This window comes from Streptomyces sp. NPDC005648 (genome assembly GCF_040605395.1).
Classification (GTDB): domain Bacteria; phylum Actinomycetota; class Actinomycetes; order Streptomycetales; family Streptomycetaceae; genus Streptomyces.
This window is the reverse complement of record NZ_JBEXCS010000044.1, coordinates 1-22,460: the sequence shown is the minus strand read 5'-3', so window position 1 is coordinate 22,460 and position 22,460 is coordinate 1. Positions and strand designations below refer to the sequence as shown.

Annotated in this window: 18 protein-coding genes; 13 read left to right on the top strand and 5 right to left on the bottom strand. The window is 71.9% G+C overall.

The features are described 5' to 3' along the window. Nucleotides 1-112: 112 nt before the first annotated feature. On the top strand, nt 113-3,229 hold the full coding sequence (locus ABZT17_RS24345; protein ID WP_356351693.1) for an FAD-binding and (Fe-S)-binding domain-containing protein: 3,117 nt from the start codon (nt 113-115) through the stop codon (nt 3,227-3,229). A 336-nt stretch (nt 3,230-3,565) separates the two neighbouring features. Next, nucleotides 3,566-4,516 (top strand): EamA family transporter, encoded by a 951-nt coding sequence (locus tag ABZT17_RS24340; RefSeq protein ID WP_356351692.1) that lies wholly within the window; start codon nt 3,566-3,568, stop codon nt 4,514-4,516. On the opposite strand, the gene ABZT17_RS24335 is transcribed toward ABZT17_RS24340, so the two are convergent. Genes ABZT17_RS24335 through ABZT17_RS24320 form a run of 4 tightly spaced genes read right to left on the bottom strand, consistent with a single transcriptional unit; the run spans nt 4,508 to nt 7,344 of the window. Then, nucleotides 4,508-5,422, bottom strand: a complete 915-nt coding sequence (locus ABZT17_RS24335) for an SMP-30/gluconolactonase/LRE family protein (protein ID WP_356351691.1) — start codon at nt 5,420-5,422, stop codon at nt 4,508-4,510. The two genes, ABZT17_RS24340 and ABZT17_RS24335, sit on opposite strands and share 9 nt — an antisense overlap. A 45-nt stretch (nt 5,423-5,467) precedes the next feature. After that, the gene (locus tag ABZT17_RS24330) at nt 5,468-6,262 is read right to left on the bottom strand and encodes an acyl-CoA thioester hydrolase/BAAT C-terminal domain-containing protein (protein WP_356351690.1); all 795 of its coding nucleotides are present in this window, start codon (nt 6,260-6,262) and stop codon (nt 5,468-5,470) included. A 7-nt stretch (nt 6,263-6,269) separates the two neighbouring features. After that, a complete protein-coding gene (locus tag ABZT17_RS24325; RefSeq protein ID WP_356351689.1) occupies nt 6,270-6,536 on the bottom strand; it encodes a DUF397 domain-containing protein in 267 nt (88 codons plus the stop codon). Then, on the bottom strand, nt 6,496-7,344 hold the full coding sequence (locus ABZT17_RS24320; RefSeq protein ID WP_356351688.1) for a helix-turn-helix transcriptional regulator: 849 nt from the start codon (nt 7,342-7,344) through the stop codon (nt 6,496-6,498). The genes ABZT17_RS24325 and ABZT17_RS24320 overlap by 41 nt, the downstream gene beginning before the upstream one ends. Nucleotides 7,345-7,464: 120 nt before the next feature. Between ABZT17_RS24320 and ABZT17_RS24315 the strand changes: the two genes are divergently transcribed. The 8 genes from ABZT17_RS24315 to ABZT17_RS24280 are packed head-to-tail and all read left to right on the top strand — an operon-like array spanning nt 7,465 to nt 17,530. Further along, nucleotides 7,465-8,259: a TIGR03084 family metal-binding protein gene (locus ABZT17_RS24315; RefSeq protein WP_356351687.1), complete on the top strand. Its 795-nt coding sequence runs from the start codon at nt 7,465-7,467 to the stop codon at nt 8,257-8,259. Beyond that, complete coding sequence (locus ABZT17_RS24310) at nt 8,256-9,947, top strand: acyclic terpene utilization AtuA family protein (protein ID WP_356351686.1); 1,692 nt, start codon at nt 8,256-8,258, stop codon at nt 9,945-9,947. Before ABZT17_RS24315 ends, ABZT17_RS24310 begins: the two co-directional genes overlap by 4 nt. Further along, complete coding sequence (locus ABZT17_RS24305; protein ID WP_356351685.1) at nt 9,944-11,542, top strand: carboxyl transferase domain-containing protein; 1,599 nt, start codon at nt 9,944-9,946, stop codon at nt 11,540-11,542. Before ABZT17_RS24310 ends, ABZT17_RS24305 begins: the two co-directional genes overlap by 4 nt. 17 nt (nt 11,543-11,559) lie before the next feature. Beyond that, entirely contained in the window at nt 11,560-13,401 is a 1,842-nt protein-coding gene (locus ABZT17_RS24300; protein WP_356351684.1) for a biotin carboxylase N-terminal domain-containing protein, read from the top strand. A gap of 58 nt (nt 13,402-13,459) precedes the next feature. Continuing rightward, entirely contained in the window at nt 13,460-14,596 is a 1,137-nt protein-coding gene (locus ABZT17_RS24295) for an acyl-CoA dehydrogenase family protein (RefSeq protein WP_356351683.1), read from the top strand. Nucleotides 14,597-14,616: 20 nt separating this feature from the next. Then, entirely contained in the window at nt 14,617-16,194 is a 1,578-nt protein-coding gene (locus ABZT17_RS24290) for a 4-coumarate--CoA ligase family protein (protein ID WP_356351682.1), read from the top strand. Further along, the gene (locus ABZT17_RS24285) at nt 16,191-16,925 is read left to right on the top strand and encodes an enoyl-CoA hydratase family protein (RefSeq protein ID WP_356351681.1); all 735 of its coding nucleotides are present in this window, start codon (nt 16,191-16,193) and stop codon (nt 16,923-16,925) included. The genes ABZT17_RS24290 and ABZT17_RS24285 overlap by 4 nt, the downstream gene beginning before the upstream one ends. Then, nucleotides 16,913-17,530, top strand: coding sequence for a TetR/AcrR family transcriptional regulator (locus ABZT17_RS24280; protein ID WP_356351680.1), 618 nt, complete (start codon nt 16,913-16,915; stop codon nt 17,528-17,530). Before ABZT17_RS24285 ends, ABZT17_RS24280 begins: the two co-directional genes overlap by 13 nt. 51 nt (nt 17,531-17,581) lie before the next feature. Here the strand turns inward: ABZT17_RS24280 and pdxH are convergent, their stop codons facing one another. Next, the gene (gene pdxH / locus ABZT17_RS24275; RefSeq protein ID WP_356351679.1) at nt 17,582-18,250 is read right to left on the bottom strand and encodes a pyridoxamine 5'-phosphate oxidase; all 669 of its coding nucleotides are present in this window, start codon (nt 18,248-18,250) and stop codon (nt 17,582-17,584) included. A 186-nt stretch (nt 18,251-18,436) separates the two neighbouring features. Between pdxH and ABZT17_RS24270 the strand changes: the two genes are divergently transcribed. From ABZT17_RS24270 to ABZT17_RS24260, 3 genes are all read left to right on the top strand, one after another. Then, nucleotides 18,437-19,537, top strand: coding sequence for a citrate synthase 2 (locus ABZT17_RS24270; protein WP_356351678.1), 1,101 nt, complete (start codon nt 18,437-18,439; stop codon nt 19,535-19,537). Nucleotides 19,538-19,872: 335 nt separating this feature from the next. Beyond that, a complete protein-coding gene (locus tag ABZT17_RS24265; protein WP_356351677.1) occupies nt 19,873-20,715 on the top strand; it encodes a GNAT family N-acetyltransferase in 843 nt (280 codons plus the stop codon). Between the two features lie 137 nt (nt 20,716-20,852). Further along, nucleotides 20,853-22,283 carry a PAS domain-containing protein gene (locus ABZT17_RS24260; RefSeq protein ID WP_356351676.1) on the top strand — a complete coding sequence of 477 codons (1,431 nt, stop codon included), beginning with the start codon at nt 20,853-20,855 and terminating at the stop codon, nt 22,281-22,283. Nucleotides 22,284-22,460 lie beyond the last annotated feature (177 nt).

Below are 22,460 nucleotides of genomic sequence, written 5' to 3'. Positions count from 1 at the left end.
GCATCCGTTCACAGATTCCGGCGGCCGTCGCGGAGGCACCCCGCAGCCGCTTCACCGCACCGTTGTGGACGGAGGAGTCGTCACTGTCAGTGGCGGGATGCATGCTGGGAGCATGACGGATCTCGAGGCGGAGTTGCGCAGGGCCGTCCGGGGTGAGGTCGGGTTCGACGTCACGTCCCGGGCGTTGGTCACCATGGACGCGTCCAACTACCGACGCGTCCCGCTGGGCGTGGTCGCGCCCAGGGACGCGGAGGACGTGGCGGCCGTACTGGCGGTGTGCCGGGAGCACGGGGTGCCGGTGGTGGCCCGGGGCGGGGGCACGTCCATCGCGGGGCAGGCGACCGGCACCGGTGTGGTCCTGGACTTCACCCGCCATATGAACCGCCTGGTCTCGCTGGACCCGGAGGCCCGCACCGCCGTCGTCCAGCCCGGCCTGGTCCTGGACCGCCTCCAGGAGGCCGCCGCCCCGCACGGCCTGCGCTTCGGCCCCGATCCCTCCACCCACAGCCGCTGCACCCTCGGCGGCATGATCGGCAACAACTCGTGCGGCTCCCACTCGGTGGCCTGGGGCACGACGGCGGACAGCGTGCGCGAGCTGGACGTCGTCACCGCGCGTGGCGAGCGACTGCGCCCCGGGAGGGACTGGGCGGGCGCCCCCGAGGGCCTGCGGCCGCTGGTGGAGGGCGAGTTGGCCCGTCTGCGCACCGGCTTTCCCGAGTTGCCCCGCCGTATCTCCGGCTATGCGCTGGACGCGCTCCTCCCCGAGAGGGGCGCCGACGTCGCCCGCTCCTTCTGCGGCTCGGAGGGCACACTCGGGATCCTCACCGAAGCCGTCGTACGACTTGTCGAGGCACCCCGCGCGCGTGCGCTCGCCGTGCTGGCGTACACCGACGAGAGCGCCGCCGCCGAGGCCGCTGCGGGTCTGCTGGCGTACGGGCCGCTGACCGTGGAGGGGATGGCCGCGGACCTGGTCCCGTCCGGGGACGCCGGGCTGCCCAGGGGCGGGGCCTGGCTGTTCGTGGAGACGGGCGGTGACTCGGCGGGGGAGGCACGCGCGCGTGCGGAGGCGGTCGTGCGGGCCGCCGACGTCCTCGACTCCCTGGTCGTCACCGACCCGGCCGGCCGGCGCGCGCTGTGGCGAATCCGGGAGGACGCCAGCGGTACGGCGACCCGGATGCCCGACGGCTCCGAGGCCTGGCCCGGATGGGAGGACTGCGCGGTGCCACCGCGGCGACTCGGCCCGTATCTGCGGGAGTTCAGGCACCTGCTCAACTCGCACGGACTGCGCGGCACCCCGTACGGCCACTTCGGCGACGGCTGTATCCACATCCGCGTCGACTTCGACCTGCTCAGCGCGCCGGGCATCGCCCGCTTCCGTCGCTTCTCCGAGGAACTGGCCGACCTGGTCGTCGCCCACGGCGGCTCGCTCTCCGGTGAGCACGGGGACGGACAGGCACGCGCGGAACTGCTCCCGAAGATGTACGGCCCCGAACTGGTCGCCCTCTTCGAGCGCGCGAAGGCCGTCTGGGACCCGGACGACCTCCTCAATCCCGGGATGCTGGTGCGCCCTTCGCCCCTGGACTCGAACCTCCGCTTCTCCGTACTGCCCCGTGAGCCCGTCGACGTCGTCTTCGGCTATCCGACCGACGGCGGCGACTTCTCGGCGGCGGTCCGCCGCTGTGTGGGGGTCGCGAAATGCCGTACGACACCGGTGGCCGGCGCGTCGGTCATGTGCCCGTCGTTCCGCGCGACCGGCGAGGAGCGGCACTCCACGCGCGGGCGTGCCCGGCTGCTGCACGAGATGCTCGCGGGCGAGGTGGTCACCGACGGCTGGCGGTCCACCGAGGTGCGGGACGCCCTCGATCTGTGCCTGTCCTGCAAGGGGTGCCGCTCCGACTGCCCGGTCGAGGTCGACATGGCCACGTACAAGGCGGAGTTCCTGCACCACCACTACGAGGGGCGGCGCCGTCCGGCCGCGCACTACAGCATGGGGTGGCTGCCGCTGTGGCTGCGCTGGGTGACGCGTACGCGGACCGCCGGGCTGGTGAACTTCCTCGCCGCCGTCGGTCCGTTGGCGGCGCTCGCCAAGCGGCTGGGTGGGATCGCGCCCGAGCGGGAGCTGCCGCGGGTGGCGTCGGAGACGTTCAGCCTGTGGTGGTGGAGAAGGACCAAGGCGCAGACCCGGCGGATGCTGGCCGAGATGAGGGAGGCGGGCCGACTGGGTGGACGCCCTTGGTTCCGCGTCCCGGACGAGGACGATGACGATGACGATCACGAGGACGGCATCGCCACTGATGAGGACGTCACCGAGGCCGAGGCCACTGAGGACGACGACGACTTCCCGCCCTTCGTCGCCCTGTGGCCCGACACCTTCACCGAGCACTTCGCACCGGAGGTAGGCAAGGCGGCCCTGCGGGTGCTGGAGTCGGCCGGGCTGATGGTGATGCAGACGCCGTGGATGAAGTGGAAGGTGGAGGGCGCTTCCGACGAGCAGTCGGCGGGGTTCAGCGCGAACCCCCTGACATCGCGCCGCACCCGTGTCTGCTGCGGGCTGACGTACCTCTCCACCAGCCAACTCGACCGCGCCCGCAAGGTGTTGCGCCGCACTCTCGACCTGCTGGACCTGTTCCTGAACCCCGCACTGGGCGATCACGTCCCGGCGTTCGTGGTCCTGGAGCCGAGCTGCGCCGCCGCCCTCCGCACCGACCTGCCGGAGCTGCTGCACGACGATCCGCGCGCGGCGCGCCTCGCCGGGGCGGTCGTGACCTTCGCGGAGGCGCTGGAGAAGTACGCCCCCGACTGGACACCCCCCACCGTCGATCGCCCGGTCACCGGCCAGACCCACTGCCACCAGCACGCGGTCCTCGGCGACGCGCCCGACCGGCGTCTGCGCGAGGCGGCGGGGCTCACCGGCGAGTTGACGGGCGGCTGCTGCGGCCTGGCGGGCAACTTCGGCTTCGAGAGAGGGCACTTCGAGGTGTCGGCGGCCTGCGCCGAGGAGCAGCTGCTGCCGGCGGTGCGCCGGGCACCCGAGGACGCGGTGGTCCTGGCGGACGGCTTCTCGTGCCGCACCCAGCTGGAACAACTGGCCGGGGTACGGGGCCGGCACCTGGCGGAGGTACTGGCAGAGGCCCTGGGGGACCTCCGCCCCGAGGAAGACCGCCCCTGGGCGAACCGACCCTGGGCGCGGAGGAGCCCGAAGACCACCGCTCCCAGAACAACGCGGTGATGGACACGGGCGAGCTGCGCATGCCGCTGTTCGTGAACATGGAGCAGCCGCCACCGCAGCCGCAGACGGTCTACATGTACGAGGGGTACGGCACCGCGGCGGCCTGGGCACGAGCAGCCCCGACCACCGCAACAGTCGTACGAGAACCACCAGCCCCACCAACCCCACCAGCCCTGGCCAGGCGCCTGAATCGGGCGCTGGGCCGGGAGTCCAGCATTCAGGACAGTTGCATAACGGGTTCACACGCCTGACCGAGTCCATTACTCTGGACTTGGCAGTGCAGCACGATGAACGAACCGTGCGCCACGAACCCCGAGCCGAGCACCTGGACCGCCCGTGACCACCCAGACCACCTCCTCCTCCGTGGCACCCTCCGCCACCGCACCCGCGCGAGCGCGCCACCGTGGCTCCCTGGGCCCGGTCGGTCTGGTGCTGGCGGGCGGTGTCTCGGTGCAGTTCGGCGCGGCACTGGCGGTGAGCCTGATGCCGAGGGCGGGCGCGCTCGGCGTCGTCACCCTCCGCCTCCTGGCGTCGGCGGTGGTGCTGCTGCTGGTGTGCCGTCCCCGTCTGCGCGGCCACTCGCGCACCGACTGGGGCACCGTGATCGCCTTCGGCGTCACCATGGGCGCGATGAACGGCCTCTTCTACCAGGCGGTCGACCGCATCCCCCTGGGCGCGGCGGTCACCCTGGAGGTCCTCGGCCCGCTCACCCTCTCCGTCCTCGCCTCGCGCCGCGCGATCAACCTCGTCTGGGCGGGACTCGCCCTCACCGGCGTCTTCCTCCTGGGGGGCGGCGGCTTCGGTGACCTCGACCCGCTCGGAGTGGCCTTCGCGCTGGCGGCGGGGGCGATGTGGGCGGCGTACATCGTGTTCAGCGCGCGTACGGGGCGACGGTTCCCGCAGGCGGACGGGCTGGCGCTGGCGATGGCGGTGGGCGCGGTGATGATGCTGCCGCTCGGCATCGCCGAGTCGGGGTCGAAGCTCACCGACCCCGTGACGATCGCGCTGGGCTCGGCGGTGGCGATCATGTCGTCCGTCCTGCCGTACACCCTTGAACTCCTGGCCCTGCGGCGGCTGCCCGCCTCCACCTTCGCGATCCTGATGAGCCTGGAGCCGGCCCTCGCGGCGACGGCCGGCTTCCTGATCCTCGGCCAGGCGCTGTCCCTCGTCCAGGCCGCGGCGATCGCGCTGGTCATCGGGGCGAGCATGGGGGCGGTGCGGACACAGGTGGGGCGGCGGAAGGCGAGTCCGGGAGAGGTGAAGGGCGCCGACCTCGCGTCATCGTGAGATGCGGGGTACTCCCGTCACCGACATCAGCAGCGAGTACAGCGTGGTGCCGGCGGTGATGAACAGGCGGTTGTTCTTGGGGCCGCCGAAGGTGATGTTGGACGCCCGGTCGGGCACGCGGAGCCGGCCGATGAGGGTGCCGTCGGGGTCGTAGCAGTGCACGCCGTCGCCGAGGGCTGCGACCCACAGGCGGCCCGCGTCGTCCAGGCGGATGTTGTCGAAGTGGACGCCGGCGGGTGCCTCGGCGGCGACCTCACGGCCGGTGAGGGTGCCGTCGGCGTGGACGTCGAAGGCGAGGACACGGGCGGCGCGGGTGTCGGAGACGTACAGCCGCTTCTCGTCCGGGGAGAGGATCACGCCGTTCGGTCCGTCGAGGCCGTCGGCGGCGAGGTGCACCTCTCCGGTCGCCGGGTCGACGCGGTAGAGGTTGCAGGCACCGATCTCGGACTCGGCGCGGTGGCCCTCGTAGTCGCTGATGATTCCGAAGTCGGGGTCGGAGAACCACACGGTGCCGTCGGACCGTACGACGCTGTCGTTCGGGCTGTTGAGCCGCTTGCCCTGGAAGCGCTCGGCCAGGACGGTCACCGTGCCGTCGTGCTCGGTGCGGGTGACCCGGCGGTTGCCCTGCTCGCAGCTGACCAGGCGGCCCTGCGGGTCGAGGGTGTTGCCGTTGCTGTTCCCGGCCGGTTGGCGGAAGACCCCGACCGTCCCGGTCGCCTCGTCCCAGCGCATGATCCGGTCGTTCGGAATATCGCTCCAGACCACCTGCCGCCACGCGGGCACATACACCGGCCCCTCGGCCCAACGGCACCCGTCGTACAGCACCTCCAGCCGCTGGTCGCCGCTGGTGCAGCGGCCGCTGAGGAAGCGGTCGTCCAAGGTCTCGTACAGGGTCTCACCGGACATGGGGTTCCTCTCGCGTCCGCGGCCTGGAACTGATCACCACCACGATCAACTTACGCCGCACAGCGCGTCGAGCACCTCCGGCCAGGCGGCGGCTCCCAGCAGGGCGTCGGCTTCGGGGGTGCCGCCGTGGCGGAAGCGCGGGGACGGAGGCGCCGGGCTCTCGCCGGGGAAGCGGACCCGGTGACCGGCGTCGGGACGGCTGATCAGACGGACCGTGGCCCCGGCCGCCCGTCGGCGCTCGGCCAGCTGCTCGGCGTAGGGGAGCGACGGCCACATGGCGTCGTCCCCACCCGCGACCAGCACCAGCTCGCTGCGCGCCTGCTCCACGGGAATCGCCGCGGCGGCCAGCCGACCGGCGAACGTCCGCTCACTCAGCTCGTACCAGGAGCGGACGGACACCGGCCCGTCCCTCTCCGTCTCCTCGGGCACCCAGGAGTCATCGAGCGGCACAAAGGGCAGCGCCCGCCCCCGCCACGTCCAACAGGACCGATACGGCCGCTCGACACCGTCCCGCCCCGGCCCGACGTTGCACCACACCCACGCCGTGGGCGACACCGCGACAACGACGTCCACACGGGGGTCCCGCACCGCGGTGAGCATCGCGGCCTCGGCCCCCTTCGACACACCGACAATGCCGATGCGCTCCGCGCCGGCCGAACGGAGACGGCCGACGGCGTCGGTGAACGTCTCCAGCGGGATCTCACAGATCCCGGGCGACTGCCCCGGCCCACCGAACCACTGAAGCGGCACGGCGGTCATGCCCTGCTGGGCGAACAGACGTGCCCGCTCCACTTCGACGCGCCCACTCGAACCCGAGAGGACCAGGACCCCGACCCGCACGTCAGCGTCAGCGCTTGACCGACTCCACGAATGCGGTGAACGCCCTCGGGGTGAGGGTGAGGGTGCCCAGGGCGGGCCGCTTGGAGTCGCGGACGGCTATGTGGGGGGTGAGGTCGGCGACCTCTACGCAGTCACCGCCACTGCTTCCGCTGTACGAGGACTTACGCCAGGCCGCGCTGCCGAGGGGCGCGCACTCCACGCACTCCCCGCCGCTGCTTCCGCTGTACGACGACTTACGCCACTGCACTCGCGTCACGTCCGGGTTGCTCTCCATAGCGCTCCTCCATCACGCGGGCGATCAAGGCTGCCGAGTCCCCCGGGGAGAGGGCTGAGGCCTGCAAGCGAGCGTAACCGACCGAACGCTCCTTGATCACCTCCGGATTGGCGGTCATGTGGCCCTGGTCGTAGCTCTCGCTGTAGTGGACCTCCGGGTCGTCGGCGAAACGGAGCAGCGTGAACGACCCCATCATGCCGGTGTGCTGACCCGCCGAGAACGGCAGCACCTGGATCTCCAGCCACGGGCGGCCGAACATGCCCAGCAGATGGGCGAGTTGGTTCCGCATGACCTCGCGGCTGCCGATCTGGCGGTACAGGACGGCTTCGTCCAGCACCACCCACAGCACCGGTGGTTCGTCCTGGTGCAGGATGCGCTGACGGTCCAGGCGGGCCGCCACCAACTCCTCCAGCTTGTCCGTGTGTTCCACGCCGATCACGGCCCGTGCGTACTCCTCCGTCTGCATGAGGCCGTAGATCAACTGGCACTGATATGTGGACAGGTAGGTCGCCTTCGCTTCCAGCTCCGCAAACGGCTGGAACCAACTAGGCAACTGGCTCCGCAACACCAGCCCCACCAGCCGTGAGAACGCCCCGTCCGTCCTCAGTGCCGTGTCCAACCGCTCGGAGAAGTCCCGCTGCGGGACCTTGGCCGCGTTCTCGATCTGTCCGATCAGCGAACCCGTGCAGAACACGAGCGAGCCGAGTCCCTTCTGAGTGAGGCCCGCACCCTCCCGCACCCGCTTCAGCTCGTACCCGTAGTAGTCGAGCGGTGACGCACTCGGGTCCACTTCACGCACTACCGGCATCCCCACCACCTCCGATCACCAAGCGTAGCCACTCAACCGCACACAGCTCCCGGGGTTGTGGAAAACATAAACAATGCAAGCACGCTTGCTTGTTTATGTGCCCCCTGCCATGCTCACCCCATGGCAGACCCCACGCCCGTCATCGACGACCTGCGTGCCGAGAGCGAGGAACTCGACCTGCTCGTGGCCGAGTTGAGCCCGGAGGGCTGGGCGCTGGCCACGCCCGCGGCCGGCTGGACCGTCGCTCACCAGATCGCGCACCTCGCCTGGACCGACCACTCCTCCCTGCTGGCGGTGACCGACCGGGACGCCTTCTCCCGGGAGCTGGAGAAGGCCTTGGCCCAGCCAGGGGACTTCGTGGACAACGGCGCCGAGGAGTGGGCCGCCAGACCGCCGGAGCAGCTGCTCGCGGACTGGCGGACCGGTCGCGACGCCCTGGCGGAAGCCCTCCGCGCCGCACCCCCCGGCGCCCGTTTCCCCTGGTACGGCCCGCCGATGTCGACAGCGTCCATGGCCACCGCCCGCCTCATGGAGACCTGGGCCCACGGCCTGGACGTGGCGGACGCGTTGGGGGTGTCCCGTACCCCCACCGACCGCCTGAGCCATATCGCCCGACTCGGCGTCCGCACCCGCGACTTCGCCTTCGGGGTGAACGGACTGACCCCGCCGTTCGAGGAGTTCCGCGTCGAACTCACCGCTCCTTCGGGAGAGTTGTGGATCTACGGCCCCGAGGACGCCGACGGCCGCGTCACCGGGCCCGCCCTCGACTTCTGTCTCCTGGTCACCCAGCGCGCCCACCGCGACGACCTCGCCCTGCGCGCGGAAGGCGAGGACGCGGACCGCTGGCTCGACATCGCCCAGGCCTTCGCGGGCCCCTCCGGCGGCGGGCGTCCGCCGAAGGGGGGCGCCGCATGACGTCACCCCTGCGCATAGGCAACGCCTCCGGTTTCTACGGGGACCGTTTCGACGCCATGCGCGAGATGCTCACCGGCGGCGAACTGGACGTCCTCACCGGCGACTACCTCGCCGAGCTGACCATGCTGATCCTGGGGAGGGACCGGCTCAAGGACCCCGCCGGCGGGTACGCCCGCACCTTTCTGCGGCAGTTGGAGGAGTGCCTCGGGCTCGCCCAGGAGCGCGGGGTCAAGGTCGTCACCAATGCCGGCGGGCTCAATCCGGCCGGACTCGCCGACGCCGTGCGGACGTTGGCGGATCGGTTGGGCCTCTCCGTTCGCGTCGCCCATGTCGAGGGCGACGATCTCAGGGCCCTGTATCCCGACAGCCTCGCCGCCCACGCCTACCTCGGCGGCTTCGGGATCGCCGAGTGTCTGCGGGCCGGCGCGGACGTGGTCGTCACCGGGCGGGTGACGGACGCGGCCCTGGTCACCGGGCCCGCCGCCGCCCACTTCGGCTGGCAGCCGGGGGAGTACGACCGTCTCGCGGGTGCCGTCGTCGCCGGGCATGTGCTGGAGTGCGGGGCGCAGGCCACCGGGGGCAACTACGCCTTCTTCAACCGGGGTCCGGGAGATGTCCGGCGGCCCGGCTTCCCTTTCGCCGAACTCCGTGAGGACGGCAGCTGTGTCATCACCAAGCACCCCGGCACCGGCGGCTTCGTCGACGTCGGCACGGTGACCGCGCAGTTGTTGTACGAGACGGGCGGGGCGCGGTACGCCGGCCCGGATGTGACCGCCCGCCTGGACACCGTCCGCCTCACCCAGGACGGCCCCGACCGCGTCCGGGTCGAGGGCGTCCGAGGCGAGGCCCCGCCCCCCACCCTCAAGGTCGGACTCAACCGCCTCGGCGGCTTCCGCAACGAGGTCGCCTTCGTCCTCACCGGCCTCGACATCGAGGCCAAGGCGGCACTGGTGCGGGAGCAGCTGGAGGACGCCTTCGGGCAGGCCAAGGCCCGTCCCGCTGAGGTGCGTTGGGACCTCGTCCGGACCGACCGGGCCGACGCCCCGACCGAGGAGACGGCGAGCGCGCTGCTGCGACTCGTCGTACGGGACCCGGACGAGCGGGTCGTCGGACGGGCGCTGAGCGGGGCCGCCGTAGAGCTGGCGCTGGCCAGCTACCCCGGCTTCCATGTACTCGCGCCACCTGGAAAGGGCTCGCCCTATGGGGTCTTCGAGGATGTGTACGTCTCCCATGGTGCCGTCGACCACAAGGCAGTCCTTGATGACGGGCGCCCGATCCCCGTGGCACCGCCCCACGACACCCTCGTACTCGACGATCTGCCGGAGCCGCCGCTTCCCGAGCCGTTGCCGGCCGGGCCCACCCGTCGCGCCCCGCTCGGTCTCCTCGCCGGTGCCCGCAGCGGCGACAAGGGCGGGAACGCCAACGTCGGCGTCTGGGTGCGGACGGACGAGGCCTGGCGCTGGCTGGCGCACACCCTCAGCGTCGGCCTGCTGCGCGAACTGCTTCCGGAGACGGCCGACCTGACCGTCACCCGGCACGTCCTGCCGAACCTCCGTGCCCTCAACTTCGTGGTCGAGGGCCTTCTCGGTGAGGGTGTGGCCGCGCAACACCGTTTCGATCCGCAGGCCAAGGCCCTCGGCGAATGGCTGCGCTCCCGTCATCTGGACATCCCGGAGGTCCTGCTGTGACCGTCATCGACTCCGGCCTGGACACGGCCGGTCCGGACTACCGGGCCAACCGTGAGGCGATGCTGGACAAGCTCGACCGGCTGACCGCCGAGCACGCCAAGGCGCTCGCGGGCGGAGGCGAGAAGTACGTCGAACGCCACCGGGGGCGCGGCAAGCTGCTCGCGCGGGAACGCATCGAACTGCTCCTCGACCCGGACACACCGTTCCTGGAGCTGTCGCCGCTGGCCGCCTGGGGCAGTGACCACACCGTCGGCGCCTCCCTCGTCACCGGCATCGGGGTCGTCGAGGGCGTGGAGTGCCTGATCACCGCCAACGACCCGACCGTGCGCGGCGGCGCCAGCAACCCGTGGTCGCTGAAGAAGGCCCTGCGGGCCAACGACATCGCCCTCGCCAACCGGCTGCCCTGCATCAGCCTGGTGGAGTCCGGCGGCGCGGATCTGCCGTCCCAGAAGGAGATCTTCATCCCCGGGGGCGCCATCTTCCGCGACCTCACACGGCTCTCCGCCGCCGGGATCCCGACCGTGGCCGTCGTCTTCGGCAACTCCACCGCCGGAGGCGCGTACATCCCCGGCATGTCCGACCACGTGATCATGGTCAAGGAACGCGCGAAGGTGTTCCTCGGCGGTCCGCCCCTGGTGAAGATGGCGACCGGCGAGGAGAGCGACGACGAGTCCCTGGGCGGCGCGGAGATGCACGCGCGCGTGTCCGGGCTCGCGGACTACTTCGCCGTGGACGAGCGGGACGCGCTGCGACAGGCCCGCCGGGTGGTCGCCCGCCTCAACCACCGCAAGGCGTACGGCGATCCTGGCCTCGCCGAGCCGCCCAAGTACGACGCCGAAGAGCTCCTCGGCGTCGTCCCCGGCGATCTGAAGGTCCCCTTCGACCCACGCGAGGTGATCGCCCGGATCGTCGACGCCTCCGACTTCGACGAGTTCAAGCCGCTGTACGGCGCGAGCCTGGCGACGGGATGGGCCACCCTGCACGGCTATCCGATCGGCGTGCTGGCGAACGCGCGGGGGGTGCTGTTCTCCGAGGAGTCCCAGAAGGCGGCCCAGTTCATCCAGCTCGCCAACCAGCGCGACATCCCGCTGCTCTTCCTGCACAACACCACCGGCTACATGGTCGGCAAGGAGTACGAGCAGGGCGGGATCATCAAGCACGGCGCGATGATGATCAACGCGGTCTCCAACTCGAAGGTCCCGCACCTCTCCGTCCTGATGGGCGCCTCCTACGGCGCCGGTCACTACGGCATGTGCGGACGGGCGTACGACCCCCGCTTCCTGTTCGCCTGGCCCAGCGCCAAGTCGGCCGTCATGGGCCCGCAGCAGCTCGCCGGCGTGCTGTCGATCGTCGCCAGGCAGTCGGCGGCCGCGAAGGGGCAGCCGTACGACGAGGACGGGGACGCGGCCCTGCGCGCCATGGTGGAGCAGCAGATCGAGTCCGAGTCTCTGCCCATGTTCCTGTCGGGGCGGCTCTACGACGACGGCGTCATCGACCCGCGCGACACCCGCACCGTCCTCGGCCTGTGTCTGTCGGCCATCCACACCGCGCCCTACGAGGGCGCGCGCGGTGGCTTCGGCGTCTTCCGGATGTGAGGGATCCAGTGACTTCCATGATCACTTCTGTCCTTGTCGCCAACCGCGGCGAGATCGCCTGCCGGATCTTCCGCACCTGCCGTGAGCTGGGCATCCGGACCGTCGCGGTGCACTCCGACGCCGACGAGAACGCGCTCCACGCGCGCATTGCCGACACCGCGGTACGGCTGCCGGGCGCGGCGCCCGCGGAGACGTATCTGCGCGGCGAGCTCATCGTGAAGGCGGCGATCGCCGCGGGCGCGGACGCCGTGCACCCCGGTTACGGCTTCCTGAGCGAGAACGCCGACTTCGCGCGGGCGGTCCTCGACGCGGGTCTGGTGTGGATCGGCCCGCCCCCGTCCGCCATCGAGGCCATGGCGTCCAAGACCCGCGCCAAGGAGCTGATGGGGCTCGCGCCCCTGGCCGAGGCGACCGAGGCCGACCTGCCGGTGCTGGTGAAGGCGGCCGCGGGCGGCGGGGGGCGCGGGATGAGGATCGTGCGCCGTCTTGAGGAGCTGAGCGCCGCGCTGGAGGGCGCGCGCGCCGAGGCCGCGAGCGCCTTCGGGGACGGGGAGGTGTTCGTCGAGCCGTACGTCGAGAACGGGCGCCATGTCGAGGTGCAGGTCCTCGCCGACGCGCACGGCACGGTATGGGCGCTGGGTACGCGCGACTGCTCACTCCAGCGCCGCCACCAGAAGGTCATCGAGGAGGCGCCGGCGCCCGGACTCTCCGAGGGGCTCGAAGAGGAGTTGCGCGCGCTGTCCGTGCGCGCCGCGCGCGCCGTCTCGTACGTCGGCGCGGGCACGGTCGAGTTCCTCGTCGCGGACGACAAGGCGCACTTCCTGGAGATGAACACCCGCCTCCAGGTCGAACACCCGGTCACCGAGGCCGTGTTCGACGTCGACCTGGTGGCGCTGCAACTCCGGGTGGCCGAGGGACACGCCCTCGAAGGCGACCCGCCACGCGCGCGTGGCCACGCCGTCGAGGCCCGCCTCTACGCCGAGGACCCCGCCCAGGACTGGTCGCCGCAGACCGGCACCCTGCACCGCCTCACCGTCCCCGGCATCCGCCTCGACACGGGTTACGGCGACGGCGACACCATCGGCGTCCACTACGACGCGATGCTCGCGAAGGCCGTCGCCCACGCCCCCACGCGCGCGGAGGCGGTCCGCAGGCTCGCGGGCGCCCTGGAACGCGCCACGATCCACGGCCCCACCACCAACCGCGACCTCCTGATCGGCTCCCTGCGCCACGAGGAGTTCACGGCGGCCCGCATGACCACGGGCTTCTACGACCGCCACCTGGCCGCCCTCACCGAACCGGCCCCCGACCCGCACGCCCCCCTGGCCGCCGCCCTCGCCGAGGCCCTGACCGCCTCCCGCTTCGGCGGCTTCCGCAACCTGCCCTCGCAGCCGCAGACCAAGCGGTACGCGATGGCCGGCGAGGAACACGAGGTCCGGTACCGGCACGCGCGCGGGGGCGGCCTGGAAGCCGACGGGGTCCGGGTCGTGCACGCCGGTCCCGAGCTCGTCGTACTCGAAGTGGACGGCGTACGGCGGAAGTTCGAGGTGGCGCGGTACGGCGACGAGGTGTACGTGAACGCCACGGCGCTCAGGGCACTGCCCCGCTTCCCCGACCCCACCGCCCAGCACGCCCCCGGCTCCCTTCTGGCCCCCATGCCGGGGACGGTCGTGAAGGTGGCCGACGGACTGGCCGCGGGAGCCGCCGTACGGGCCGGAGAGCCCCTGCTGTGGCTCGAGGCGATGAAGATGCAGCACAAGATCGCGGCACCCGTCACGGGGACGCTCACGGACCTGCCGGTGACCCTGGGACAGCAAGTGGCGGTCGGCAGCCTGCTCGCGGTCGTGCAGCCGACCTGAGGGGGCGCGGGGAACCGCGCGACCGGCCACAACCAACCCGCACCCTGAAGGAGTCCGAATGCCCGTCGTCGAATCCGAAGAACAAGAGGCGCTCCGCTCAGCGGTCGCCGCCCTCGGCAAACGCCACGGCCGCAACGCCGACCGCGAGGCCCTCTGGTCCGAGGCGGCCAAACTCGGCTACCTCGGCGTCAACCTGCCGGAGGCATACGGCGGCGGAGGCGGCGGCATCGCCGAACTCTCCATCGTCCTGGAAGAACTCGGCGCCGCCGGCTGCCCGTTGCTGATGATGGTCGTCTCCCCGGCCATCTGCGGCACGGTGATCGCCCGTTTCGGAACCGACGCCCAGAAGCAGGAGTGGCTGCCCGGCCTCGCCGACGGCACCCGCACCATGGCCTTCGGCATCACCGAACCCGACGCCGGCTCCAACTCCCACCGCATCACCACCACCGCCCGCCGCGACCACGACACCGGAGACTGGCTGCTCACCGGCCGCAAGGTCTTCATCTCCGGCGTCGACATAGCGGACGCCACCCTTATCGTCGGCCGCACCGAGGACGCCCGCACCGGCCGCCTCAAGCCCTGTCTGTTCATCGTCCCCCGGGACACCCCGGGCTTCACCCGCCGGCAGATCGACATGGAACTCGACGCCGTGGAGAAGCAGTTCGAGCTGACCCTCGACGACGTACGCCTCCCCGCCGGCGCGCTGGTCGGCGACGAGGACGCCGGTCTCCTCCAGCTCTTCGCCGGCCTCAACCCCGAACGCGTGATGACCGCCGCCTTCGCGATCGGCATGGGCCGCTACGCCCTCGCGCAGGCGATCACCTACGCGCGCGACCGCACGGTCTGGAACGCCCCCATCGGCGCCCACCAGGCGATCGCCCACCCCCTCGCCCAGGCGCACATCGAACTCGAACTCGCCCGTCTGATGATGCAGAAGGCCGCGGCCCTGTACGACGCCGGGGACGACGTCGGCGCGGGCGAGGCGGCCAACATGGCGAAGTACGCGGCGGGCGAGGCCTGCGTCCGGGCCGTGGACCAGGCCGTGCACACCCTCGGCGGAAACGGGCTGACACGCGAATTCGGGCTCGCCTCATTGATAACGGCCGCGCGCGTGGCTCGTATTGCTCCGGTGAGCAGGGAGATGATTCTCAACTACGTCTCCCACCAGACCCTGGGCCTGCCCAAGTCGTACTAGGCCGCCGCCTTGGAGGAACCATGTTCCGCAGCGAGTACGCAGACGTCCTGCCCGTAGAACTCCCCATCCACGAGGCGGTCCTCGGGCGGGCCGCCGAGTACGGTGACGCGCCCGCCCTGATCGACGGAGTCGACGGCACCACCCTCACCTACGGACAACTCGACCGCTTCCACCGCCGAGTCGCCGCCGGGCTCACCGAGGCGGGCGTGCGCAAGGGCGACGTACTCGCACTGCACAGCCCCAACACGATCGCCTTCCCGACGGCGTTCTACGCGGCCACGCGCGCGGGTGCCTCGGTCACGACCGTGCACCCGCTCGCCACCGCCGAGGAGTTCGCCAAGCAGCTCAAGGACTCCGCGGCCCGCTGGATCGTCACCGTGTCCCCGCTCCTGGAGACCGCGCGCCGGGCGTCCGAACTCGCGGGCGGCGTCGAGGAGATCTTCGTCTGCGACAGCGCGCCGGGCCATCGCTCCCTCATCGACATGCTGGCCTCCACCGCCCCCGAGCCGGTGGTCGACATCGACCCGGCCGACGACGTCGCCGCCCTCCCGTACTCCTCCGGGACCACCGGCATCCCCAAGGGCGTGATGCTCACCCACCGCCAGATAGCCACCAACCTGGCCCAGCTCGAACCCGTGATGCCGTCCGGCCCCGGCGAACGCATCCTCGCCGTCCTGCCCTTCTTCCACATCTACGGCCTCACGGCCCTGATGAACGCGCCCCTCAGGCTCGGCGCCACCGTCGTCGTCCTGCCCCGCTTCGAACTCGACGGCTTCCTCGCGGCCATCCAGAACCACCGCATCACCGGCCTCTACGTCGCCCCGCCGATCGTCCTCGCCCTCGCCAAGCACCCGGCCGTCGCCGACTACGACCTGTCGTCCCTGCGGTACATCCTCAGCGCCGCCGCGCCCCTCGACGCCGAACTCGCCGCCGCCTGCTCCCGGCGCCTCGGGCTGCCCCCGGTCGGCCAGGCCTACGGCATGACGGAACTCTCCCCCGGCACCCACGTCGTCCCCCGCGACGCCATGGCGGACGCACCGCCCGGCACCGTAGGCAAGCTCATCGCCGGCACCGAGATGCGGATCGTCTCCCTCGACGACCCCGACAAGGACCTCGGCGCCGGCGAGTCCGGCGAGATCGTCATCCGCGGCCCCCAGGTGATGAAGGGCTACCTGGGCCGTCCCGACGCCACCGCCGCCATGATCGACACCGACGGCTGGCTGCACACCGGCGACGTCGGCCATGTCGACGCCGACGGCTGGCTGTTCGTCGTCGACCGGGTGAAGGAACTCATCAAGTACAAGGGCTTCCAGGTGGCCCCGGCCGAACTGGAGGCCCTCCTGCTCACCCACCCCGGCATCGCCGACGCGGCCGTCATCGGCGTCTACAACGAGGACAACAACGAGGTCCCGCACGCCTACGTCGTCCGCCAGCCCACCGCCACCGGCCTCTCCGAGGGAGAGGTCATGATGTACGTCGCCGAACGCGTCGCCCCCTACAAACGCGTCCGCCGGGTCACCTTCATCGACGGTGTCCCCCGGGCCGCCTCGGGCAAGATCCTGCGCCGCGAACTGCGGGCGCTCAAGGAGAGCACATGACCCTGATCGCACGGGCACACGCGCGTGGCGTCGAAACCGTCACCCTCGACTCCCCGGCCAACCGCAACGCCCTCTCGACGGCCCTGGTCGGCGAGCTCGCGGACGCGCTCACCGACTGCGCCCGGGACACCGGCGTACGCGCGATCGTGCTCACGCACACCGGCAACACGTTCTGCGCGGGCGCCGACCTGAAGGACCCGCCGCACCCCGACGGGCTCGTGCGCCTGCTGCGGCAGATCGTCGAACTGCCCAAACCGGTGGTGGCCCGGGTGACGGGGCACGTCAGAGCGGGCGGCCTCGGCCTGCTCGCCGCCTGCGACATGGCGGCGGCGTCACTCGGCGCCACCTTCGCCTTCACCGAGGTACGCATCGGGGTCGCCCCGGCCGTCATCTCGCTCCCCCTGCTGCCCCGCACCGACCCCCGCGCCCTCGCCCGCTACTACCTCACCGGCGAGCGCTTCGAGGCCCCCGAGGCGGCCCGCATCGGCCTCCTCACGGCGGCGGGCGACGACGTCGACGCCGTACTGGAACCCCTCCTCGACGGGCTGCGACGAGCCGCCCCCGAGGCCCTGGCGGAGGCGAAAGCGCTGCTCACGGCCAGGGTGCTGGAAGCCTTCGACCAGGACGCGGCCGACCTCACCGCACTGTCGGCCCGGCTGTTCGCCTCCGAACAGGCCCGTGAAGGCATGACGGCCTTTCTGGAACGACGGGATCCCGCATGGGCGCTGTGAGCACGGTCGGCGACCGTGTGGAACGTACTCCCAAACAGGACCGCAGCCGAGCCACCCGGCAGCGGCTCCTGGAAGCCGCCGTGGCCTGTCTCGCCGAACACGGCTGGACGGGCTCCACGGTCTCCGTCGTCGCCGAACGCGCCGGTGTCTCCCGCGGCGCCGCCCAGCACCACTTCCCGACCCGCGAGGACCTGTTCACGGCGGCCGTCGAGTACGTCGCCGAGGAGCGCTCCACGGCCCTGCGCGCCCTGTTCCCCGAAGGCGCGGCGGCCGACGACCGCCGCGCGGTGATCTCCGCCCTCGTCGACCTCTACACCGGCCCCCTGTTCCGCGCGGCCCTCCACCTGTGGGTCGCCGCCTCCAACGAGGACCAGCTCCGCCCCCGCGTCACCGAACTGGAGGCCCGCGTCGGCCGCGAGACCCACCGCATAGCGGTCGACCTGCTCGGCGCGGACGAATCCCGGCCGGGCGTGCGGGAAACCGTCCAGGGCCTCCTCGACATGGCCCGCGGCCTGGGCCTCGCCAACCTCCTCACCGACGACGGGGGGCGACGGGAGCGCGTGGTGACGCAGTGGGCGCACCTTCTGGAGCAGGCACTGCGCTGAAGCCTGGAGCAGGCACCGCGCTGAAACCGCGCGCCGAGACCGTTCCCGGGGTCAGGGGCTGAGGCGTTCCACCCGCCAGCCGCCGTCCGGCTCGGCCACGTAGCGCAGCCGGTCGTGGAGGCGGTTCTCGCGGCCCTGCCAGAACTCCACCGTCCGCGGGGCGACCCGGAAACCGCCCCAGTGCGGCGGGACCGGGACCTGCTCGCCCTCCGGGTAGCGGGCCTCCAGCTCGGCGTAGGACGCGTCCAGTCCCGCTCGGGAGGGGATGACCGAGGACTGGGCGCTCGCCCAGGCGCCGAGCTGCGAGCCGTGCGGGCGGGTGCGGAAGTAGGCGGCCGTCTCGTCGCGGCCGGTGCGACGGGCGACACCGGTGACGATGACCTGACGGGCCATGGGGTGCCACGGGAACAGCAGCGAGACGTACGGGTTCTCGGCGAGCTCGCCGGCCTTGCGGGAGCCGTAGTTGGTGTAGAAGACGAAGCCCTGTTCGTCGAAGCCCTTCAGCAGCACCGTGCGCGAACTCGGCCGGCCCTCGGCGTCCGCCGTCGAGACGATCATGGCGTTCGGCTCGAAGAGATGGGCCTCCACGGCGGCCTGCTCGAACCAGTGTGCGAACTGCGCCACCGGGGTGGCGGCCAGCTCGGACTCGGCGAGCCCTTCGGCCCGGTACTGCTTGCGCATGGCGGCGGGGTCGAGGGGGACGGCGTCTCGGTCGGTCACGCGGTCATCCTGCCGTATGGACGGGTCCCGCAGAATGGCATGGCACTGAGTGCCGTGACTCTCCCCAAAAGTGACACCCGGGGATATCGTGCTGGTGCCGTTCCGGTCGGGTCGGTCCAGTCACGTCCGGTTGAGTCCACTCACGCCCGCAGGCATCACGTCGTACACATCACTAGGAGCCGCCTGATGTCCGACTTCGTACCCGGACTCGAGGGAGTCGTCGCGTTCGAGACGGAGATCGCCGAACCGGACAAGGAGGGCGGCGCCCTTCGCTACCGGGGCGTCGACATCGAGGACCTCGTCGGTCATGTCTCGTTCGGCAACGTCTGGGGGCTCCTGGTCGACGGCGCCTTCAACCCCGGCCTGCCGCCCGCCGAGCCCTTCCCGATCCCCGTGCACTCCGGCGACATCCGGGTGGACGTCCAGTCCGCGCTGGCCATGCTGGCACCCGTCTGGGGCCTCAAACCGCTCCTCGACATCGACGCCGAGCAGGCCCGCGAGGACCTCGCCCGCGCCGCCGTCATGGCCCTCTCCTACGTCGCCCAGTCCGCGCGCGGACAGGGACGGCCGATGGTCCCCCAGAGCGAGATCGACAAGGCGCAGTCCGTCGTCGAGCGCTTCATGATCCGCTGGCGCGGCGAGCCCGACCCGAAGCATGTCGCGGCCGTCGACGCCTACTGGACCTCCGCCGCCGAGCACGGCATGAACGCGTCCACCTTCACCGCGCGCGTCATCGCGTCGACCGGCGCCGATGTGGCGGCGGCGCTCTCCGGCGCCGTAGGAGCCATGTCCGGGCCGCTGCACGGCGGGGCGCCGTCCCGGGTCCTCGGCATGATCGAGGAGATCGAACGGACCGGGGACGCCGACGCCTACGTCAAGCAGGCCCTCGACAAGGGGGAGCGGCTGATGGGCTTCGGGCACCGGGTGTACCGCGCCGAGGACCCCCGCGCGCGCGTGCTGCGCCGCACCGCCCGCGAACTCGGCGCGCCCCGGTTCGAGGTGGCCGAGGCGCTGGAGAAGGCGGCGCTGGCGGAGCTGCACGCGCGGCGGCCGGACCGGGTGCTGGCGACCAACGTCGAGTTCTGGGCGGCGATCGTGCTGGACTTCGCCGAGGTGCCGGCGCACATGTTCACGTCGATGTTCACCTGCGCGCGCACCGCCGGCTGGTCGGCGCACATCCTCGAGCAGAAGCGGACGGGGCGCCTGGTGCGGCCGTCCGCGCGGTACGTGGGGCCGGGAGTGCGGGCTCCGCGGGACATCGAGGGGTACGGCAGCATCGCGCACTGAGCGGGGTGGTGCAGTCGGGCACACATGCAGACGACCCGCAAGCTCGGGTCCCTTCCGCCTCACGGCGGGGGAGCCGGCCGGACGCACCGGCGAGCTTGCGGGTCGGGTGACTGCGTTGGATTGGCCGGCTGCGTGTGTCGCGCACACGCTGGTCCGGCGCCGAACCGAGTCTGACGGCGGACCGCTAGCCCGCAGTCACCTCTTCCGTCCGGTATGCATACATCTGCCGAACCACCTCCCTTCCGAAGTAGCTGCAGCCTAAGAAGCGACCCCCCGTTCGCTCAACCCCTTTTTTCGGATGCTGACGGTGTACGGCGATGGCTAGCGTTCCGCGCATGACGGAGCAGCGGGTGGAGCGGCGGGCGGTTCTCGGTGGTTCGGTGTTCGAGGAGCGGATCGGGTATGCCCGGGCCGTCGTCGACGGGGACTGGGTGCATGTGTCGGGGACCACGGGGTTCGACTACGGCACGATGACGATCGCCGACGGGGTGGTCGAGCAGGCGGAGCAGTGTCTGCGGAACATCGGGGCGGCGCTCGCCGAGGCGGGGTGCGGGTTCTCCGATGTGGTGCGGGTCCGGTATCTGCTGCCCGACCGGGAGGACTTCGAGCCGTGCTGGCCCGTGCTGCGGCGGGTGTTCGGGGAGGTGCGGCCGGCGGCGACCATGATGGTGTGCGGGCTGGCCGATCCCCGGATGAGGATCGAGATCGAGGTGTACGCGCGGCGGCGGGTGGGTCCGGCGCTGCGGATCGAGGCCGTGCACGGGGAGGACATGCTGGCGCAGTGGCGGCATGTGCACAACGTGGTGGTGCCCGCGGCCGCCATGTCGATGGACGAGGCGCGAGAGCGGCTCGGGCGGTACCGGCTGGAGAACGCCTATCTGGGGGAGGCGCTGGTGGGGTGTTCCACCGTGCGGCCGCCGGAGGGGGAGGCCGCAGCGGCGACCGTGATCGCGCGGGTGCTGCCGGAGTTCCGGCGGCGCGGGTTCGGGGGCGCCCTCTATGAGCGGGGGCTCGAGCACGCGCGCGTGCTCGGGGCCGAGAGCGTCGAGACATGCGTCCTGGCGGCCAACGAGGACGGGCTCCGCGTGGCCGAGAAGTGGGGATTTGTCGAGTTTGAGCGGTATGTGCTCGACGGTGGGAGCGATCTTTGGATTGATCTTCGGCGGGGAGTGGGCTGATCCTGGAACGGAGGCGGCTTGCAACGATTCCTTCAATCTTGTGGAACTCGGTGTGTGCTGCGTCACGTTCCAGTTAGATGATTGTGAGTGAGCGACGGCGCGCCGTACGTGCGGACGCAGCTTGGCAGGGGGTCCAGGTGAGTGCTTCCCGGCGTAGTGGGACCACCGACGAGCTGGGGCCGGAGGAGCCCGAGAGGGCCGGTCCCGTGGGCCCTGACGGCTCCGATCTGCTGGCCGCGCTCCTCGACGGGATGGACGCGGCGCTGTGCGCCTTCGACGCGGGCGGCGTCGTGACGCATTGGAACCGTGAGGCCGAGCGGATTCTGGGGTGGACCGCGGCCGAGGCGGTGGGGCGGCACGGGTTCGCGGGGTGGGCCGTGCGGGAGGCCGACGCCGAGGAGGTCGAGGGGCGGCTGATGTCCGCCATGGAGGCGCCCGGACGGCAGGTGCACGAGTTCGCGCTGCTGACCAAGGACGGCGGGCGGGTGCTCGTACGGACGCAGTCGGCGGCTGTGCGCGGGCCCGAGGGGAAGCCCGCCGGGGTGTACTGCGCCTTCAGTGAGGTGCACGCGCAGATCGATCTGGAGCGGTCGATCGCGCTGAGCGAGGCACTGTTCGAGGACGCCAGCTGGGGTGTGGTGCTGGTCGACGCCGATCTGCGGCCCGCCGTGGTGAACGCGCACGCGGCACGGTCACTGGGCATCGGGCGTACGTCCGCCCTGGGGCGCCCGCTCGGCGAACTGCTCGCGCAGGGCGTCGAGGAGCTGGAGAGCGCGCTCACCCATGTGCTGGCGGAGGGGGCGCCGCCCGCGCCCGCCGAGATCTGGGTGAGTGTGCGGACGCCGGAGGGCGAGCAGCGGCGGTGCTGGCGGTGCGGGTTCGTCCGGCTGGCCTCGCCGCTCGCGGAGGAGCCGGTGCCGTTGGGCGTCGGATGGCTGTTCCAGGACGTCACCGAGAGCAGGCAGGGGGAGCAGGAGGCGGCGCTGCTGCGGTTCCGGACGAACCAGCTGCACCGGGCGGCCCGGGCGGCGGGCGAGTGCGAGGACCCGCGGGAGGCGGCGACGGTCCATCTGGACTTCGCGCTGGCCGGTTTCGCCGATCACGCCCTGATCGACCGAGTCGCGGGCGGTACGGCGGCCGGGGACGGGAGCGGGAACGGGAACGGGGAGGCCGCGGGGGCCGTGCGGCTGGTGCGGGTCGCCGCCACGCCGTCCGGGGCGCCCGGGCCGAGCCTGCTGACGGGGGCGGCGGGACTGCCCGTGCGGTACGGGCAGGGGCATCCCGCCCTGCAGTGCGTGGAGCGGGCCGGGTCGGTGCGGGCGAGTGCGGGGTCGGTCGGGGGCGAGGCGGCGCGGGAGTGGGCGCTGGCCCGGCAGTGGCCCGGGGACGTGGTGCACGCGCTGTGCGCGGTGCTGCGGAGCCGGGGGCGGACGCTCGGGGTCGTGACGTTTCTGCGAGGGAGCGGACGAACCCAGTTCGAGCGGGCCGACGCGGTGTACGCGGAGGACGTGGCGGTGCGGATCGCGGCGGCCCTGGACCTGGCGGGCGCCCTGGGCAGGGACCACTGAGGCCTCACCGACCGCGGACGGCCCCCGCCGAGGCCCTGGCGGCTGTTCGCCGGTGGCTAGGGCCCTTCTGATGGATCTCCGCGGCGTCACGACGCCCGGCACGCACGCTCGCCGCACGGTGTGAAGGGACAGGTGGCTCCGCCACATGACCCTTCACACCGCACGCCGATCGCACGC

What these genes read in the sequence shown, in the direction of transcription:
- ABZT17_RS24315 (WP_356351687.1), top strand. Translation starts at nt 7,465, where the DNA reads ATGGCAGACCCCACGCCCGTCATCGACGACCTGCGTGCCGAGAGCGAG.
- ABZT17_RS24335 (WP_356351691.1), bottom strand. Translation starts at nt 5,422, where the DNA reads ATGTCCGGTGAGACCCTGTACGAGACCTTGGACGACCGCTTCCTCAGC.
- ABZT17_RS24300 (WP_356351684.1), top strand. Translation starts at nt 11,560, where the DNA reads ATGATCACTTCTGTCCTTGTCGCCAACCGCGGCGAGATCGCCTGCCGG.
- ABZT17_RS24280 (WP_356351680.1), top strand. Translation starts at nt 16,913, where the DNA reads ATGGGCGCTGTGAGCACGGTCGGCGACCGTGTGGAACGTACTCCCAAA.
- ABZT17_RS24345 (WP_356351693.1), top strand. Translation starts at nt 113, where the DNA reads ATGACGGATCTCGAGGCGGAGTTGCGCAGGGCCGTCCGGGGTGAGGTC.
- ABZT17_RS24290 (WP_356351682.1), top strand. Translation starts at nt 14,617, where the DNA reads ATGTTCCGCAGCGAGTACGCAGACGTCCTGCCCGTAGAACTCCCCATC.
- ABZT17_RS24325 (WP_356351689.1), bottom strand. Translation starts at nt 6,536, where the DNA reads ATGGAGAGCAACCCGGACGTGACGCGAGTGCAGTGGCGTAAGTCGTCG.
- ABZT17_RS24310 (WP_356351686.1), top strand. Translation starts at nt 8,256, where the DNA reads ATGACGTCACCCCTGCGCATAGGCAACGCCTCCGGTTTCTACGGGGAC.
- ABZT17_RS24270 (WP_356351678.1), top strand. Translation starts at nt 18,437, where the DNA reads ATGTCCGACTTCGTACCCGGACTCGAGGGAGTCGTCGCGTTCGAGACG.
- ABZT17_RS24295 (WP_356351683.1), top strand. Translation starts at nt 13,460, where the DNA reads ATGCCCGTCGTCGAATCCGAAGAACAAGAGGCGCTCCGCTCAGCGGTC.
- ABZT17_RS24285 (WP_356351681.1), top strand. Translation starts at nt 16,191, where the DNA reads ATGACCCTGATCGCACGGGCACACGCGCGTGGCGTCGAAACCGTCACC.
- ABZT17_RS24320 (WP_356351688.1), bottom strand. Translation starts at nt 7,344, where the DNA reads ATGCCGGTAGTGCGTGAAGTGGACCCGAGTGCGTCACCGCTCGACTAC.
- ABZT17_RS24265 (WP_356351677.1), top strand. Translation starts at nt 19,873, where the DNA reads ATGACGGAGCAGCGGGTGGAGCGGCGGGCGGTTCTCGGTGGTTCGGTG.